Source organism: Streptomyces sp. XY006 (genome assembly GCF_002237655.1).
In the GTDB taxonomy this organism is placed as follows: domain Bacteria; phylum Actinomycetota; class Actinomycetes; order Streptomycetales; family Streptomycetaceae; genus Streptomyces; species Streptomyces levis.
On the sequence record NZ_NOKT01000008.1, the window covers coordinates 101,463 to 117,061 of the forward strand.

General features: G+C 72.9%; 15 protein-coding genes and 1 tRNA gene. 12 read left to right on the forward strand and 4 right to left on the reverse strand.

The genetic code is table 11. The features are described 5' to 3' along the window. Positions 1-93 precede the first annotated feature (93 nt). On the reverse strand, positions 94-642 hold the full coding sequence (locus CHR28_RS11510) for a 5-formyltetrahydrofolate cyclo-ligase (RefSeq protein ID WP_373453344.1): 549 nt from the start codon (positions 640-642) through the stop codon (positions 94-96). A 168-nt stretch (positions 643-810) separates the two neighbouring features. On the opposite strand from CHR28_RS11510, the gene galU reads away from it, so the two are divergent. The 7 genes from galU to CHR28_RS11545 all read left to right on the forward strand — a co-directional run bounded on the left by galU (position 811) and on the right by CHR28_RS11545 (position 6,326). After that, the gene (galU, locus tag CHR28_RS11515) at positions 811-1,713 is read left to right on the forward strand and encodes a UTP--glucose-1-phosphate uridylyltransferase GalU (RefSeq protein ID WP_094053452.1); all 903 of its coding nucleotides are present in this window, start codon (positions 811-813) and stop codon (positions 1,711-1,713) included. A gap of 4 nt (positions 1,714-1,717) precedes the next feature. Continuing rightward, complete coding sequence (glp, locus tag CHR28_RS11520) at positions 1,718-3,058, forward strand: molybdotransferase-like divisome protein Glp (RefSeq protein ID WP_094053453.1); 1,341 nt, start codon at positions 1,718-1,720, stop codon at positions 3,056-3,058. 82 nt (positions 3,059-3,140) lie between these two features. Further along, positions 3,141-3,650, forward strand: coding sequence for a cyclic pyranopterin monophosphate synthase MoaC (gene moaC / locus CHR28_RS11525; protein WP_094053454.1), 510 nt, complete (start codon positions 3,141-3,143; stop codon positions 3,648-3,650). Continuing rightward, positions 3,647-4,144 (forward strand): MogA/MoaB family molybdenum cofactor biosynthesis protein, encoded by a 498-nt coding sequence (locus CHR28_RS11530; RefSeq protein WP_094053455.1) that lies wholly within the window; start codon positions 3,647-3,649, stop codon positions 4,142-4,144. The genes moaC and CHR28_RS11530 overlap by 4 nt, the downstream gene beginning before the upstream one ends. Then, entirely contained in the window at positions 4,141-4,788 is a 648-nt protein-coding gene (locus tag CHR28_RS11535) for a GNAT family N-acetyltransferase (protein WP_094053456.1), read from the forward strand. Before CHR28_RS11530 ends, CHR28_RS11535 begins: the two co-directional genes overlap by 4 nt. Before the next feature lie 172 nt (positions 4,789-4,960). After that, positions 4,961-6,169: a divisome protein SepX/GlpR gene (sepX, locus tag CHR28_RS11540; RefSeq protein WP_094053457.1), complete on the forward strand. Its 1,209-nt coding sequence runs from the start codon at positions 4,961-4,963 to the stop codon at positions 6,167-6,169. A gap of 83 nt (positions 6,170-6,252) precedes the next feature. Continuing rightward, a tRNA-Ala gene (locus tag CHR28_RS11545) sits at positions 6,253-6,326 on the forward strand. Positions 6,327-6,404: 78 nt separating this feature from the next. Here CHR28_RS11545 and CHR28_RS11550 read toward each other — a convergent pair. Continuing rightward, complete coding sequence (locus CHR28_RS11550; RefSeq protein WP_094053591.1) at positions 6,405-6,881, reverse strand: GNAT family N-acetyltransferase; 477 nt, start codon at positions 6,879-6,881, stop codon at positions 6,405-6,407. 60 nt (positions 6,882-6,941) lie between these two features. Between CHR28_RS11550 and CHR28_RS11555 the strand changes: the two genes are divergently transcribed. After that, the gene (locus tag CHR28_RS11555; protein WP_094053458.1) at positions 6,942-7,745 is read left to right on the forward strand and encodes an exodeoxyribonuclease III; all 804 of its coding nucleotides are present in this window, start codon (positions 6,942-6,944) and stop codon (positions 7,743-7,745) included. 56 nt (positions 7,746-7,801) lie between these two features. Here CHR28_RS11555 and CHR28_RS11560 read toward each other — a convergent pair whose 3' ends face one another. Beyond that, on the reverse strand, positions 7,802-8,440 hold the full coding sequence (locus CHR28_RS11560) for a MerR family transcriptional regulator (RefSeq protein WP_094053459.1): 639 nt from the start codon (positions 8,438-8,440) through the stop codon (positions 7,802-7,804). A 130-nt stretch (positions 8,441-8,570) separates the two neighbouring features. Here CHR28_RS11560 and CHR28_RS11565 point away from each other — a divergent pair, with 130 nt between their 5' ends. From CHR28_RS11565 to CHR28_RS11580, 4 genes are all read left to right on the forward strand, one after another. Then, positions 8,571-10,100, forward strand: coding sequence for a flavin-containing monooxygenase (locus tag CHR28_RS11565; RefSeq protein WP_094053460.1), 1,530 nt, complete (start codon positions 8,571-8,573; stop codon positions 10,098-10,100). After that, positions 10,097-11,020 carry an alpha/beta fold hydrolase gene (locus CHR28_RS11570; protein ID WP_094053461.1) on the forward strand — a complete coding sequence of 308 codons (924 nt, stop codon included), beginning with the start codon at positions 10,097-10,099 and terminating at the stop codon, positions 11,018-11,020. The genes CHR28_RS11565 and CHR28_RS11570 overlap by 4 nt, the downstream gene beginning before the upstream one ends. Continuing rightward, entirely contained in the window at positions 11,017-11,901 is an 885-nt protein-coding gene (locus CHR28_RS11575) for an SDR family oxidoreductase (protein WP_094053462.1), read from the forward strand. The genes CHR28_RS11570 and CHR28_RS11575 overlap by 4 nt, the downstream gene beginning before the upstream one ends. Before the next feature lie 76 nt (positions 11,902-11,977). Then, on the forward strand, positions 11,978-12,175 hold the full coding sequence (locus CHR28_RS11580; protein ID WP_094053463.1) for a hypothetical protein: 198 nt from the start codon (positions 11,978-11,980) through the stop codon (positions 12,173-12,175). An 88-nt stretch (positions 12,176-12,263) separates the two neighbouring features. Here the strand turns inward: CHR28_RS11580 and CHR28_RS11585 are convergent, their stop codons facing one another. Beyond that, positions 12,264-15,494 carry a S41 family peptidase gene (locus CHR28_RS11585; protein WP_094053464.1) on the reverse strand — a complete coding sequence of 1,077 codons (3,231 nt, stop codon included), beginning with the start codon at positions 15,492-15,494 and terminating at the stop codon, positions 12,264-12,266. Between the last annotated feature and the right edge of the window lie 105 nt (positions 15,495-15,599).

Here is a 15,599-nt window from a genome sequence, read left to right on the forward strand (position 1 = left end):
GGCCCTCCACGCACGCGTGGAGGGCCGCTTTCGGTGTCAGAGCAGCTTTCCGGCGTCGGGGCCGCTGTCCGATGTCAGGGCCGCTTTCCGGTGTCAGGTCTCCGGCCCGAACCGCCGCACGCCCGACGGCGTCACCACCGCGTGCACCGGCCGGTCGTGCGGCTCCTCGGGGACGTGCTCGACGACCTCGGCGTCGTACAGCAGCACCACCAGCGCGGGACGGGCCCCCGCACGCTCCAGCCGCGCCAGCACCCGGTCGTAGGAGCCGCCGCCGCGGCCCAGGCGCATCCCGCGCGTGTCGACCGCGAGCCCCGGCAGCAGCACGGCGTCGGCCGCGGTCACCGCGTCCGGCCCGAGGCGTTCGCCCGCGGGCTCGAACAGGTCCATCCGGCCGCCGTGCCGGATCCGCGCGAGCGAGTCCTCGCCCTCGTACCGGCCCCAGTCGAGGTCGTTGTCGGGCAGCAGTACCGGCAGCAGTACGCGCACGCCCCGGGCGCGCAAGGTGTCCAGGAGCGCGAGCGTCCCGGGTTCACTCCCCACGGAGACGTACGCGGCGACCGTGCCGGCCCGCGCCAACTCGGGCAGCTCCAGGGCCCGCCCGGCCAGCTCGGCCGACGATTCCCGCAGGTCATCCGCTGTCAACCTGTTCCTCACCGCGAGGATCTCGCGCCGCAAACTCCGCTTGTCAGGCTCGCCCGGACGTGCGATAGGCCTCAATGGTTGCTCCCGTACCGTCGCAATACGCTCATATGAGCGCCTATGAACCGGAGCCGCAGATTCCATGCAAAGGCACCGGATAGGGTGGCGGGCATGACTCAGTCGCACCCTCGGATCAGCAAGGCTGTCATCCCCGCAGCAGGCCTCGGCACCCGGTTCCTGCCGGCCACCAAAGCCACTCCCAAGGAGATGCTGCCGGTCGTGGACAAGCCCGCGATCCAGTACGTGGTCGAGGAGGCCGTCGCGGCGGGTCTCGACGACGTCCTCATGGTGACGGGCCGCAACAAGCGCCCCCTTGAGGACCACTTCGACCGGAACTACGAGCTGGAGTCGGCGCTCCAGAAGAAGGGCGACGCCGACCGTCTCGCCAAGGTGCAGGAGTCCAGCGACCTCGCGACCATGCACTACGTCCGCCAGGGCGACCCCAAGGGCCTCGGCCACGCCGTGCTGTGCGCCGCCCCGCACGTCGGCCACGAGCCCTTCGCCGTCCTCCTCGGCGACGACCTGATCGATCCCCGCGACCCGCTGCTGCAGCGCATGGTCGAGGTCCAGGAACAGCGCGGTGGCAGCGTCATCGCGCTCATGGAGGTCGCCCCGGAGCAGATCCACCTCTACGGCTGCGCGGCCGTGGAGACCACCGAGGACAGCGACGTCGTCAAGGTCGGCGGCCTCGTCGAGAAGCCGGACCCGGCCGACGCTCCCTCCAACTACGCGGTCATCGGCCGCTACGTCCTCGACCCGCACATCTTCGACATACTGCGCCGGACGGAGCCGGGCCGCGGTGGCGAGATCCAGCTGACGGACGCGCTGCAGCAGCTCGCCGAGGACGAGAAGATCGGCGGCCCGGTGCACGGCGTCGTCTTCAAGGGCCGCCGCTATGACACCGGCGACCGCGGCGACTACCTGCGTGCCATTGTCCGACTCGCATGCGAACGTGAGGACCTGGGCCCGGACTTCCGGACCTGGCTTCGCAGTTACGTAGCCGAGGAGATGTAGCACGTTGAGCAGCGCCGCGCCCCGCGTCACGGACCAGGAGCACTCGGGCCCCGACCACCTCTGGTCGGTGGACGAGCACCTGGAGGACATCCTGGCCACCGTCCGGCCCCTGGAGCCGATCGAGCTGCATCTGCTCGACGCGCAGGGCTGCGTCCTCGTCGAGGACGTCACGGTGCCGGTGTCCCTGCCGCCCTTCGACAACAGCTCGATGGACGGCTACGCGGTGCGGGTCGCGGACGTGGCGGGCGCGAGCGAGGAGTTCCCGGCGGCCCTGGAGGTCGTCGGGGACGTCGCCGCCGGCCAGGCGGAACCGCCGCACGTGGGGCCCGGCCAGGCCGCCCGCATCATGACCGGCGCCCCGCTGCCGCCCGGCGCGGAGACGGTCGTGCCCGTGGAGTGGACCGACGGCGGGCTCGGCGAGGGCCCGGTGCGCGGGATGCGCGCCCGCAGCCTCGGCCCCGAGGACGCCACCGGCCAGGTGCAGGTGTACCGCCCGGCCGGGGCCCGCGCCCATGTGCGCGCCAAGGGCAGCGACGTGAAGGCCGGCGACCGCGCCCTGGAGGCCGGCACGATCCTCGGCCCGCCGCAGATCGCCCTGCTCGCCGCCATCGGCCGCGGCAGCGTGCGGGTGCGCCCGCGCCCGCGCGTGGTGGTGCTCTCCACCGGCAGCGAACTCGTCCAGCCCGGCGAGGAACTGCGCACGGGTCAGATCTACGACTCCAACAGCTTCGCCCTCACCGCCGCCGCCCGCGACGCCGGCGCCATCGCCTACCGCGTGGGCGCCGTCGCCGACGACGCCGACGGCCTGCGCTCCACCATCGAGGACCAGCTGGTCCGCGCCGACCTGATGGTCACCACGGGCGGGGTGAGCGTCGGCGCCTACGACGTCGTCAAGGAGGCCCTGTCCCACGTCGGGGACGAGGACGAGCCGGGCAGCGGCGTGGAGTTCCGCAAGCTGGCCATGCAGCCCGGCAAGCCCCAGGGCTTCGGCTCCATCGGCCCCGACCACACCCCGCTGCTGGCCCTGCCCGGCAACCCGGTGTCGTCGTACGTCTCCTTCGAACTGTTCGTGCGCCCCGCCATCCGCGCCCTCATGGGACTGCCGGACGTCCACCGCCCGACCACCCGGGCGACCCTGGCCGCCGACAAGGCGCTGACCTCCCCGAAGGGCCGCCGCCAGTTCCTGCGCGGCACGTACGCGGACGGCCGGGTCACCCCGGTCGGCGGCGCCGGATCCCACCTGGTCGCGGCCCTGGCCCACGCCGACGCGCTGATCGTCGTCCCCGAGGACACCGAGTCCGTCGAGCCCGGCGCCCCGGTCGAGGTGGTCCTGCTCGGCCGATAGCCGCTGGTTGGGGGTACCGTGTCGCGCACAGCAGGCCCGTGCGCCGCACCGCGACGGGCCCGGACCGGGAGCGCCACACAGCATGAGCACGCAGGACCCACGCACGCAGGACGGCTCCACGCACAGCAGGCTGACGCACCTCGACGAGGCGGGTGCCGCCCGCATGGTGGACGTGTCGGAGAAGGACGTGACCGCGCGCACCGCCCGCGCCAGCGGACGCGTCCTCGTCTCGCCCCGTGTGATCGAGCTGCTGCGCGGTGAGGGCGTCCCCAAGGGAGACGCCCTCGCGACCGCGCGCATCGCCGGGATCATGGGGGCCAAACGCACCCCCGACCTGATCCCGCTCTGCCACCCGTTGTCGGTGTCCGGTGTGAAACTGGACCTGTCGGTCGCGGACGACGCCGTGGAGATCCTGGCCACCGTGAAGACCACGGACCGCACGGGCGTCGAGATGGAGGCCCTCACCGCGGTCTCCGTCGCCGCGCTCACCGTGATCGACATGGTCAAGGCGGTCGACAAGGGAGCGGTCATCACGGACGTACGGGTCGAGGAGAAGACGGGCGGCAAGTCGGGCGACTGGAGCCGGACATGACGTACCGCGCTCTCGTCGTGACGGCCTCCAACCGGGCCGCCGCGGGCATCTACGAGGACAAGGGCGGCCCGCTGATCGCCGACGGCCTGAAGGGCTTCGGCTTCGCGGTCGAGGGCCCGCAGGTCGTCCCCGACGGCGACCCGGTCGAGGCGGCCCTGCGCGCCGGGGTCGAGGCGGGCTACGACGTCATCGTCACCACCGGCGGCACGGGCATCTCGCCCACCGACCGCACCCCCGAGGCCACGCGCCGGGTGATCGACCACGAGGTGCCCGGCATCGCCGAGGCCATCCGGGCGTTCGGCCGGCAGAAGGTGCCGACCGCGGCGCTCTCCCGGGGCCTGGCCGGAGTGGCCGGGGGCACCCTGATCGTCAATCTGCCCGGTTCCAGCGGCGGTGTCAGGGACGGCCTCGCCGTGCTGGAGCCGCTGCTGGTCCACGCCGTCGAGCAGCTGCGCGGCGGCGACCACCCCAGACCCGACGGGGGTGCGAGCTGAACAGCCCAGCCTGGCCCGTCGAGCTGGTCGACGGCGACGTCGTCCTCAGGCCGATAAAGCTGCGCGACCAGCGGGCGTGGCGCGAGGTCAACCGGCGCAACCGCGACTGGCTGCGCCCCTGGGAGGCGACGATCCCGCCGCCCACCCCGAGCGGGCCGATCGCGCACCGCCCGACCTTCCGCCAGATGGTCCGCCACCTCAGGTCGGAGGCGAACGCCGGCCGGATGCTGCCGTTCGTCATCGAGTACCAGGGGCGGCTGGTGGGACAGCTGACGGTCGCCGGGATCACCTGGGGTTCGATGTGCTCGGGGCACGTCGGGTACTGGGTGGACGAGGCGGTGGCCGGGCGCGGGGTCATGCCGACGGCGGTGGCGCTCGTCGTCGACCACTGTTTCCGCACCGTCGGACTGCACCGCGTCGAGGTCTGCATTCGCCCTGAGAACGGCCCGAGCCGCCGGGTCGTCGAAAAGCTCGGATTCCGCGAGGAGGGGCTGCGGCCCCGTTATCTCCACATCGACGGGGCCTGGCGCGACCACCTCGTCTTCGCGCTCACGGCGGAAGAGGTCCCGGACGGTTTGCTCAGGCGCTGGCAGCGGGCACGATCGCAGAGTAATCCGGGAATGCGACCCCACCCCGGAAATTGAATATGTGTTCGAAATTGATCGGCCACTGACCGTCTCGGAGCCAGGAATTCCCGGCCTCGGTGGTGTGCTGATCGCATCAGTCGCAAAAAAAGTTCGAAATATCAGCCAGATCGTGCGACACACCGGCTCAATTGGCAGATGGCCTCACGCAAACCCCTCTACGGTGTGAGGCGTGAGCAGCAGCGGCCTCATCTACGCAGTCATTGTCGGGGCCTGGGCCGCCTACTTGGTGCCGATGTGGCTCCGTAGGCAGGACGAGCTGAACGAGGCCCGTCCGACGGAACGCTTCAGCACCGCCATCCGGCTTCTGTCCGGAAAGGCGGCCATGGAGCGCCGGTACGCCAAGGACCTGCGGGCGCGCTCCACCGAGGAGGGGGAGCAGGACGCCGGCGATCCGGACGCCGTCACCGAGTCGGTGGACGTCCGGGCCTTCGCCGTGTCCAAGACCCGCCCCCAGACCCAGGCGCCCGTTCCGTCGCCCGTCCCCGAGCAGCCGGCCCGCCCGGCGCCGCACGCGGTCCGTCCCGAGCGCGAGGAGGGCCGGGTGCCCGCCGCCCGGCGCGGCATGTCGCCGCAGGCCCAGGCGGCCGCGGCACGGGCCCGGCGCTCGAAGGTGCTCGCGCGCCGCCGGCGCACCACCACCATGCTCTTCCTCGCCTTCACCCTCGGCGCGATCGTCGCCGCGGTCGGAGGCCTGGCGTTCCTGTGGGCCCCGGGCGTGCCCGCCGTGATGCTCAGCGTGTACATCGCCTATCTGCGCGCCCAGGAGCGGCGCCGCTTCACCTACCAGATGGACCGCCGCCGGGCCGAGGCCGCCGCCCAGCGGCTGCGGGAGCGGCAGCGCCAGCCCCGGCGGCGCCCCCTGGCCGAGGACGAGGCCGACGAACCGGAGGAGGGACCCGAGCCGGTGACCGACCCCGGCCTCTCGGCCCTCGCGGCGGACCGGCGCGCCCTCGTCGAGCAGACCGACCACGCGGAGTGGGTCGACCAGCAGCGCGAGCGGCAGCGGCGCCCGGGACAGGGCGACAGCTGGGACCCGGTGCCGGTGCCCCTGCCCACCTACGTGACCGCGCCGGTCGCCCCCCGGGCGACGAGCGACGTGGACCTCGGGGCCCCCGACACCTGGAGCGCGGCCCGGTCGAGCTCGGTCACCCCGGAAACGGCGGACGAGGCCGGCGCCGCGGGCCCGGCCGCTGCGGAGCCCCACGCGCCGGAAGGGGCGGACGGCGACGGCCTCGGCGAGGCCCCGCCGGCCGCCCGCAAGCGCCCGCGCGGCCAGAACCCCGCCGCGGCCTCCGCGCGGCGGGCCCGCGAGCGCGGCCGGACGCCGCTGTTCGACCAGTACGAGGACGGGGACCGGCCCCGGGCCGCCAACGAGTAGCCCCGCGCGCCCGCGGCCGGCCGCCGCCCGGGAACGGATTTTTATGCAGGCCGATCGGGGTGCTAGAGTTTCACTCGTTGCAAGGGCCTGTGGCGCAGTCCGGTAGCGCACCTCGTTCGCATCGAGGGGGCCAGGGGTTCAAATCCCCTCAGGTCCACGCAGCTTCGAGCCCCTGTCGGCGACAGCCGACAGGGGCTCTGCTCTGTTCGCGGGCCCCGTAGGGCCCTTCGGGTCGTCAGAGACGCTTCGCGAAGCAGCGGCTGGACTCGTGGTGGCGGTAGTAGCCGAACTTGGCGCACGGCTCGTAACCACTGGACGTGTACAGGGCGATGGCCTCCGGCTGCTTGGTGCCCGTCTCCAGGACCATGCGGACGCGCCCGGCCGCGCGGGCGTCCTCCTCCAGGGCCGCCAGGATGCGGCGGGCCAGGCCCCGGCCGCGCATCTGCTCGATCACGTACATGCGCTTCAGCTCGGCGTCGCCGTCCAGGTTGCCCTCGTCGTTCGCGTCCTGGGCGCGCCAGCCGCCCGAGGCGACGGGGCTGCCGTGCTCGTCGTAGGCGATCAGATAGGTGCCGTTCGGCGGGTCGAAGTCGGTGGCGGCCATGGGCGTGGCGTCGCCGTCGTCCCCGTAGCGGACGGCGTACTCGGCCTGGACCTGGTCGTTCAGCTTCATGGCGTCGGGGTGGTCGAAGGAGACCCGGCGTATGTGCATGCCGACCACCGTATGTGATCCGGAACTGGACTCCGTCCAGGGTGCCGGTATCGTGCCCGGGTGCTCACTGTGACCTCTGTGAATGTGAACGGGCTGCGGGCCGCCGCGAAGAAGGGCTTCGTGGAGTGGCTGGCCGCGACCGACGCCGATGTGCTGTGCCTGCAGGAGGTGCGCGCCGAGCCGGAGCAGCTGCCCGAGCACGTCCGCGCGCCCGAGGGGTGGCACGTGGTGCACGCGCCGGCCGCCGCCAAGGGCCGGGCCGGGGTGTCCCTGTACAGCCGGCGTGAGCCCGACCGGGTGCGGATCGGGTTCGGGTCCGCCGAGTTCGACGGCAGCGGACGGTACGTGGAGGCCGACCTGCCCGGGATCACCGTCGCCTCCCTCTATCTGCCCTCCGGCGAGGTCGGCACCGAGCGGCAGGAGGAGAAGGAGCGCTTCATGGGCGAGTTCCTCGCCTATCTGAAGGGGCTGCGCGAGCGGGCCGCGGCTCAGGGGCGCGAGGTCGTCGTCTGCGGCGACTGGAACATCGCCCACCAGCGGGCCGACCTGAAGAACTGGCGCGGCAACACCAGGAACTCCGGCTTCCTTCCCGAGGAGCGTGAGTGGCTCGGCCGCGTCCTCGACCCGGCCGACGGCGGCTACGTCGACGTGGTGCGCGCCCTGCACCCGGACACCGAGGGGCCGTACTCCTGGTGGTCGTACCGCGGGCGCGCCTTCGACAACGACACCGGCTGGCGGATCGACTACCACGTGGCGACCCCCGGGCTCGCCGAACGGGCGGTCAAGGGGTTCGTGGAGCGCGCCGCCACGCACTCGGAGCGGTGGTCCGACCACGCGCCGGTGACCGTCGTCTACGACCGCTAGGTGGCGGCGACCGCCGGCCGGCTACGACCGCTGGGCGGGAGGCGACCGCCGGCCGGTTACGACCGCATTCTGCGGTCCAGGGCCAGGGACAGCTCCGCCTCCACCACGCTGCGGGCCAGGGGGCGCAGCCGCGGCAGATCGTCCGCGGAGGCGTGGCGCAGGACCAGGTCGGCGAAGAGGCCGGCCAGGGCGTCGGCGTGGGCGCGGACCTCCTTGGCGGCGCCGAGGACCTCCGCGAGCGGGATGCCCTCGCGGACCAGGGCCGAGGAGACGTCCAGCAGGCGGCGGCTGATGTGGACGATCTCCCCGCCGTCGGTGCCGAGGTAGCCCAGTTCCATCGCGGTGGCGAGGTTCTCCGGGGTGGCCTCGCCCGCGAAGTGGTCGGCGAGTTCCTCGGGCGTGAGGTGGACCGGTTCCTCCTCGGTCGGGCCGCCCACGCCGAGCAGGTCGCCGACGTCCCGGCCGTGGTCGAACGCCTCCGCGAGTTCCGCGATGCCGCTGAGGGTGTGGCCGCGTTCCAGCAGGGCCGTGATGGTGCGCAGCCGGGCCAGGTGCTGGTCGTCGTACCAGGCGATGCGGCCCTCCCGGCGCGGTGGCGGGATCAGCTTGCGCTCGCGGTAGAAGCGCAGGGTGCGCACCGTGATCCCGGCGAGGCGGGCCAGCTCTTCCATGCGGTATTCACGCTTCTCGGCCACCTGGGCACCTTAAGGCGTACCGCGGGTAACTTCCTCGTCGCACCCCCTACCCATCAGTACGCCTCTGCTCTACGCTCCCATTGCGCCAGTGTTCACTGGCGCGGTTCTCGTGGTGTGTGGAGGTGTCGGCATGGGCGAGCGCGAACACGAGCATGTGCGGGTCGCGGTGGTCGGGTCCGGGTTCGGCGGGCTGGGGGCCGCCGTACGGCTGCGCCGGGAGGGCGTCACCGACTTCGTCGTCCTGGAACGGGCGAGCAGTGTCGGCGGCACCTGGCGGGACAACAGCTACCCCGGGTGCGCCTGTGACGTGCCGTCGCATCTGTACTCGTTCTCCTTCGCGCCCAACCCGGAGTGGCCGCGCACCTTCTCGGGGCAGGAGCACATCCGGGCCTACCTGGAGCACGTGGCCGACACGTTCCGGCTGCGGCCGCACATCCGCTTCGACTCGGAGGTGAAGCGGATGACGTGGAACGCCGAGCGGCTGTGCTGGGACATCGAGACCAGCAGCGGGAACCTCTCCGCCGACCTCGTCGTGTCGGCCACCGGTCCGCTGTCCGACCCGAAGGTGCCGGACATCCCCGGCCTGGACTCCTTCCCCGGCAAGGTCTTCCACTCCGCCCGCTGGGACCACGACTACGACCTGCGCGGCAAGCGCGTCGCCATGGTGGGCACCGGCGCCTCGGCCATCCAGATCGTGCCGTCCATCCAGCCGGACGTCTCCCGGCTCACCCTCTTCCAGCGCACCCCGCCGTGGGTCATGCCCCGGATGGACCGGGCCATCAGCGACGCCGAGCGGTGGCTGCACCGGCAGCTGCCCTTCACCTCGCAACTGCGCCGCGGACTGCTGTGGGGCATCCGGGAGTTGCAGGTCCAGGCGTTCACCAAGCACCCCAACGAGCTCGGGTTCGTCGAGCAGCTGGCCAAGCGCAACATGGCCCGGGCCATCAAGGACCCGGAGCTGCGGGCCAAGCTCACGCCCGACTACCGCATCGGCTGCAAGCGGATCCTGCTGTCCAGCGCGTACTACCCGGCGCTCGCGCAGCCCAATGTGGACGTCGTCGCGAGCGGCCTCTCCGAGGTGCGCGGCTCGACCCTCGTCGCCGCCGACGGCAGCGAGGCCGAGGTGGACGCCATCGTCTTCGGCACGGGCTTCCACGTCACCGACATGCCCATCGCCGAGCGGGTCGTGGGCGCCGACGGGCGGACCCTCGCCGAGACCTGGAAGGGCGGTATGGAGGCCCTGCGCGGCGCCTCCGCGGCCGGCTTCCCCAACTGGATGACGATCATCGGCCCCAACACGGGCCTCGGGAACTCCTCGATGATCCTGATGATCGAGTCCCAGCTGAACTACCTGGCCGACTACGTCCGTCAGCTGGACGTGCTCGGCGGCCGGGTCGCGCTGGACGCCCGCCCCGAGGCCGTGCGGGGCTGGAACCACCGGGTGCAGGAGCGCATGAAGCGCACGGTGTGGAACACCGGCGGCTGCACCAGCTGGTACCTCGACGCGGCCGGCCGCAACACCACCATCTGGCCCGGCACGACAGCCGAGTTCCGGCGTGCGACGCGCCGGGTGGACCTCGCCGAGTACGACGTCCTGCGGCCGCCGGCGGCCGGGGCGAGCGAGGCGCAGGCCGCGCGGAAGGCCGGGGTGGACGCGTGAGCCGCCTGTCGCACGTCACGTCCGGGCCGTACGCCCCGCCCGCTCCCGTGCGCGAGCTGACCGCCGTCTCCGCCGACGGCGCCCGGCTGCACGTCGAGATCCACGGGCCCGAGTTCGCCCCCGCCGTCGTCCTCGCCCACGGCTGGACCTGCTCGACCGCCTTCTGGGCGGCGCAGATCCGCGACCTGGCCGCCGACCACCGGGTCATCGCCTACGACCAGCGCGGCCACGGCCGCAGCCCCGCGAGCCCGGCGTGCAGCACCGACGCGCTCGCCGACGACCTGGAAGCCGTCCTCGAAGCCACCCTCGCCCCAGGTGAACAGGCCGTGATCGCCGGGCACTCCATGGGCGGCATGACCGTCATGGCGGCCTCCGTGCGGGCCGCCTTCCAGGCGCACGCGGCCGCCGTCCTGCTGTGCAGCACGGGCAGTTCGCAGCTGGTCGCGGGCTCCACCGTCGTCCCGATGCGGCCCGGGCGGGTGCGGACCTGGCTGACCCGGCGGATCCTCGGCTCCCGCGCCCCGCTGGGGCCGGTCACGCCGGCGGCCCGCCGGATCCTCAAGTACGGCACCATGGGCCCCGGTTCGGCTCCGCACATGGTCGAGGCCTGCGCCCGGATCGTGCACGCCTGCCCCCGCAAGGTCCGGCACAGCTGGTCGCAGGTGCTGGACCTGCTCGATCTCGACCAGGGCGTGCGGGAGTTGACCGTGCCCACGGCCATCGTCGTCGGTACGGCGGACCGGCTGACGCCGCCCGCCCAGTCCCGGGCCCTGTGCGAGGCCCTGCCGAACTGCACCGGGTTCACCGAGCTGCCCGGCATCGGCCACATGACCCCGGTCGAGGCGCCCGAGCTGGTCACCGGCAAGATACGCGAGCTCGTCAGCACACACATCCAGGTTCGATCCGAGGAGAGCGCATGAGCAGGGTGAGCCTCGAAGGCAAGGTCGCCGTGGTGACCGGAGCGGCGCGCGGCGTCGGGGAGCTGCTGGCCCGCAAGCTCTCCGCGCGCGGTGTGCGCATCGCCCTGGTCGGCCTGGAGCCGGACGCGCTCAAGCAGGTCTCCGCGCGGCTGCACAGCGACAGCGACCACTGGCACGCCGACGTCACCGACCACGAGGCGATGGCCCGGGTCGCCGAAGAAGTGAAAGAGCGCTTCGGGCGGGTGGACATCGTCGTCGCCAACGCCGGTGTGGCGACCGGCGGTCCGTTCGCCGACTCCGACCCGGAGTCCTGGCGGCGGGTGATCGAGGTGAACCTGGTCGGCTCGGCCGTGACGGCCCGCGCGTTCCTGCCGATGCTGCTGGAGAGCCGGGGCTACCTGCTGCAGATCGCGTCCCTCGCGGCGATCACCCCGGCACCGATGATGACCGCGTACTGCGCGTCCAAGTCGGGCGTGGAGGCGTACGCGCACAGCCTGCGCGCCGAGGTCGGCTACCGGGGCGTGAAGGTCGGCGTCGGGTACCTGTCGTGGACCGACACCGACATGGTGCGCGGGGCCGACCAGGAGGACGTCATGCGGGAGTTGCGGCAGCGGCTGCCCTGGCCGTCCAACAAGACCTACCCGCTGGGCCCGGCGGTGGACCGGCTCGTGACCGGGATCGAGCGCCGGTCGAGCCACGTCTACGGGCAGTGGTGGCTGCGCGGCATGCAGGGCGTGCGCGGCTACCTGCCCGGGGTCATCGGGACGGTGGGCCAGCGCGAGATGCGGCGGTTCGCGGACCGGCTGACGGGCATGCGAACGGGCCTGGTCGGAGCCGGTGGCGCCGCCGACGAACAGCAGCGCACCACGCTCCGTGAGTGATCGACATGCGCAGCGTCACGACCCGTGTGAATCTGATCGAGCCAGATCCCCTCACCCCCAACGGGAGTGAACCCACATGGGTATGAAGGACCAGTTCCAGGAGAAGTCCGAGCAGTGGCAGAACCAGGCCCGTCAGAAGGCGGACCAGGCTCGCGAGCAGATGCAGGGCCGCGACCGCCGGCGTGACGAGGACATGGACCCCTCGCAGCCGCAGCGCGACCGTGAGCGGGAGCGCGAGCAGGAGGACCGCTTCGACCAGGACTACGACGCCTGACGTTGCGCGCTGAGCGGACCGGGGCGCCCCCGTGCGGGGCGCCCCTTTCCCCTGTGGGGCCCGCTCGCCCCGCGGGCCCGGACGTCCGTCACGACCGGGGCGGCAGCTTCGGACGGGAGCGGTCCGGCACGTCGCTGTAGGTCGGCGGCGTCGCCGGCGGGTTGGACTCCAGCAGTCCCAGAGCGAGTTCGACGGCGTCGGCCAGCTGCGCGTGCCGCCCCTCCGCCCAGTCCAGCGGGGTGCGCAGCACGTCGACGTCCGGGGCGACGCCCCGGTTCTCCACCGACCAGCCGTAGGCCTCGAACCAGGCCGCGTTCATCGGCACCGTGATCACCGTGCCGTCGCCCAGCTCGTGCCGGCCGGTCATGCCGACCACCCCGCCCCAGGTGCGCTGCCCCACCACCGGCCCCAGCCTCAGCAGTTTGAACGCGGCGGTGATCATGTCGCCGTCGGAGGAGGTCGCCTCGTCGGCCAGGGCCACCACCGGGCCCCGCGGCGCGTTCGAGGTGTACGAGACGGGCTGGGCGTCACGGGTCAGGTCCCAGCCGAGGATCGTGCGGCTCAGGGTCTCGATGACCAGCTCGCTGATGTGCCCGCCGGCGTTGCCGCGCACGTCCACGATCAGCGCGGGCCGGGACACCTCCATGCGCAGGTCGCGGTTGAACTGCGCCCAGCCCGAGCCGCCCATGTCCGGGATGTGCAGATAGCCGCAGCGGCCCCCGCTCAGCTCCCGCACCACCGCCCGGCGTTTGGCCACCCAGTCCTGGTAGCGCAGCGGCCGCTCGTCGACCAGGGGCACCACGGCGACCCGCCGGGGCGGACCCGTGCCCTCGGCGGGCGAGAAGGTCAGCTCCACCGTCGTCCCGCCCGCACCGGCCAGCAGCGGGTACGGGCCCGCGTCGGGATCCACCGGGCGGCCGTCCACATGGGTGAGGACGGCGCCCTCCCGGATGCCCGTACCGGCCAGCGGGGAACGGGCCTTGGAGTCGGAGGAGTCGCCGGGCAGGATCCGCCGGACCGTCCAGCCGCCGTCCCGGCGTACGAAGTTGGCGCCCAGCAGGCCCTGGCGGCGCTGGTAGTGCGGCGGGCCCTCGTTGCGCCGGGCGGCGGTGACATAGGCGTGGGAGGTGCCCAGTTCGCCGAGCACCTCGCGCAGCAGGTCGGCGAACTCGTCCGGGGACGCGACCCGTTCGACCAGGGGACGGTACTGGTCCAGAACCCCGTCCCAGTCGATGCCGCACATGCCCGGGTCCCAGAAGTAGGCCCGGATCAGCCGCCCGGCCTCGTCGTACGCCTGCCGCCACTCCGCCGCCGGGTCGACCGTGTGCAGGATGCGGCGCGCGTCGATCCACACCGTGGAGTCCGAGTCGCCCGGCTCGTTGGCGGGCACCGCGCGCAGTTCGCCCTCGTCGACGATCACCAGCCGGCTGCCGTCGCCGCTGACGGCGAACCAGTCCAGGTGCTGGGCGAGTTCCGACTTCTTGGCCTTGGTGATGCCGAAGTGCTCCAGGGTCGGCCGGCCGCTGGTGTCGTCCGGGTTGGCGAACGTCTCGCCCAGCGCGCCCGAGATCGGCCAGCGCAGCCACACCAGTCCGCCGCCCGCCACCGGGTGCAGCGCCGAGTACTTGGAGGCGGCCACCGGGAAGGGCGTGACCCGGCTCTCCAGCCCTTCCACCTCGACGGTGACGGCCCCGCTCTCCGCGCTCTCGTCGTCCTCCACCGGGTCCAGGCCCCCGGCGGCCGGACGGCCCTCGGGGTTCACCGCGAACGGGGAGGGCGTCGCCGAGGACAGCGGCACGAGGTACGGGCGGCAGCCCAGCGGGAAGGACAGGTCGCCGGTGTGCACGTCGTAGACCGGGTCGAAGCCGCGCCAGGACAGGAAGGCCAGGTAGCGGCCGTCGCGCGTGAAGACCGGGTTCTCGTCCTCGAAGCGGCCGTTGGTGACGTCCACGACGAACCGGTCCGCGATGCGGGCCAGCTTGATCTGGCGCAGCGTCCGCCCGATGCCGGGGTGCGACCAGGTCAGCCACGCCCCGTCCGGGGAGAACGCGAGGTCGCGCACGGGCCCGTTGAGGGACCGGATGAGCTCGGTGACCTCGCCGCCGGACTCCTCCGAGACGTCGACCAGGAGGAGCCGCCCGTCGTGCGAGGCGACCGCCAGGCGCTCGCCGTCGGGGTCGGAGACCAGCTCGCGCACCCGGCCCAGGGCGCCCGCCGACAGCCGCCGTGGCGTGCGGTCGCCGCTCGCCCGGGGCAGGAAGGCGATCTCGATGGCGTCCTCGCCCTCCGCGTCCGTCACGTACGCCACCCGCCCGCTCCCGCCGAGCATCTCCGGCATCCGCACCCGGACGCCGGGGGTGTCGGTGAGGGTGCGGGCGGGTCCGTCGCGGTGGGTGAGCCAGTACAGGCTGCCGCGCACGACGACCGCGCTGGCCCGGCCGGTCTCGTCGACCGAGATCCCGTCGACGTGCCGGGCGGCCGCCACCTGGTACGGGCGCCGCCCCGCGCGCGGCCCGTCCAGCCGTACCTCCAGCCGGCGTGGTCCGGAGTCCGGGGACAGGTCGTCGACCAGCCACAGATCGCCCGCGCACTGGTACACCACCCGCGTGCCGTCGCTGGCGGCGTGCCGGGCGTAGAAGGCGTCGTGGTCGGTGTGGCGGCGCAGGTCGGAGCCGTCGTGGGCGCAGGAGTAGAGGTTGCCGACGCCCTCGTGGTCGGAGAGGAAGGCGATCCGGTCGCCGACGAACATGGGGGAGTGCAGATGGCCGCCGAGGCCTTCGAGCAGCCGTTCGCCGTGCAGCCACAGCCGGCCCGTGGCGCCGCCCCGGTAGCGCTTCCAGGCGGCCGGTTCGTGCGGGGGCGTGCCGGTGAGCAGCAGCGTCCTGCGCTCCCCGTCCAGGTCGGCCACCTGGATGTCGGAGACCGGCCCCCAGGGCAGCTTGCGGCCCGGGTCGCCGTCGGGGGAGACCTTGTAGGCCCAGGTGAAGTAGGAGAACGGCTCGCCGTGCGAGGCCACGGCCAGGATCTCGCCGTCCGGGGTCCAGCCGCAGACCCGGGTGTCGGCGCTGCCCCAGTGGCTCACCTGCCGGCCCGGGCCGCCGTCCACCGGGACCAGATGGACCTCCGGCACCAGACTGCGCCAGCTCGTGCAGGCGAGGTGGCGGCCGTCGGGCGAGAAGCGCGGGTGGCCCACCTTGGTGCGGTCGACGGTGAGCCGCCAGGCGCGGCCCGGACCGTCGAGCGGGGCGAGCCAGAGGTCGTCCTCGGCGACGAAGCACAGCAGGTCGTCATGGAGATGCGGCAGGCGCAGATAGGTCACCCGACCATGCTTTGCCCGGGCGGGAAGCACAGCAAGTTATGACAAAGGGGCCGCCGTGACGCAGCACACGTACGAAACGGTTTCGTTTCTATCAGGGCTGCGCTA

Excerpts from the sequence above, each read along its gene's own strand:
- galU (WP_094053452.1), top strand. The coding sequence starts at position 811 with ATGACTCAGTCGCACCCTCGGATCAGCAAGGCTGTCATCCCCGCAGCA.
- moaC (WP_094053454.1), top strand. The coding sequence starts at position 3,141 with ATGAGCACGCAGGACCCACGCACGCAGGACGGCTCCACGCACAGCAGG.
- CHR28_RS11530 (WP_094053455.1), top strand. The coding sequence starts at position 3,647 with ATGACGTACCGCGCTCTCGTCGTGACGGCCTCCAACCGGGCCGCCGCG.
- CHR28_RS11550 (WP_094053591.1), bottom strand. The coding sequence starts at position 6,881 with ATGCACATACGCCGGGTCTCCTTCGACCACCCCGACGCCATGAAGCTG.
- CHR28_RS11565 (WP_094053460.1), top strand. The coding sequence starts at position 8,571 with ATGGGCGAGCGCGAACACGAGCATGTGCGGGTCGCGGTGGTCGGGTCC.
- CHR28_RS11575 (WP_094053462.1), top strand. The coding sequence starts at position 11,017 with ATGAGCAGGGTGAGCCTCGAAGGCAAGGTCGCCGTGGTGACCGGAGCG.
- CHR28_RS11580 (WP_094053463.1), top strand. The coding sequence starts at position 11,978 with ATGGGTATGAAGGACCAGTTCCAGGAGAAGTCCGAGCAGTGGCAGAAC.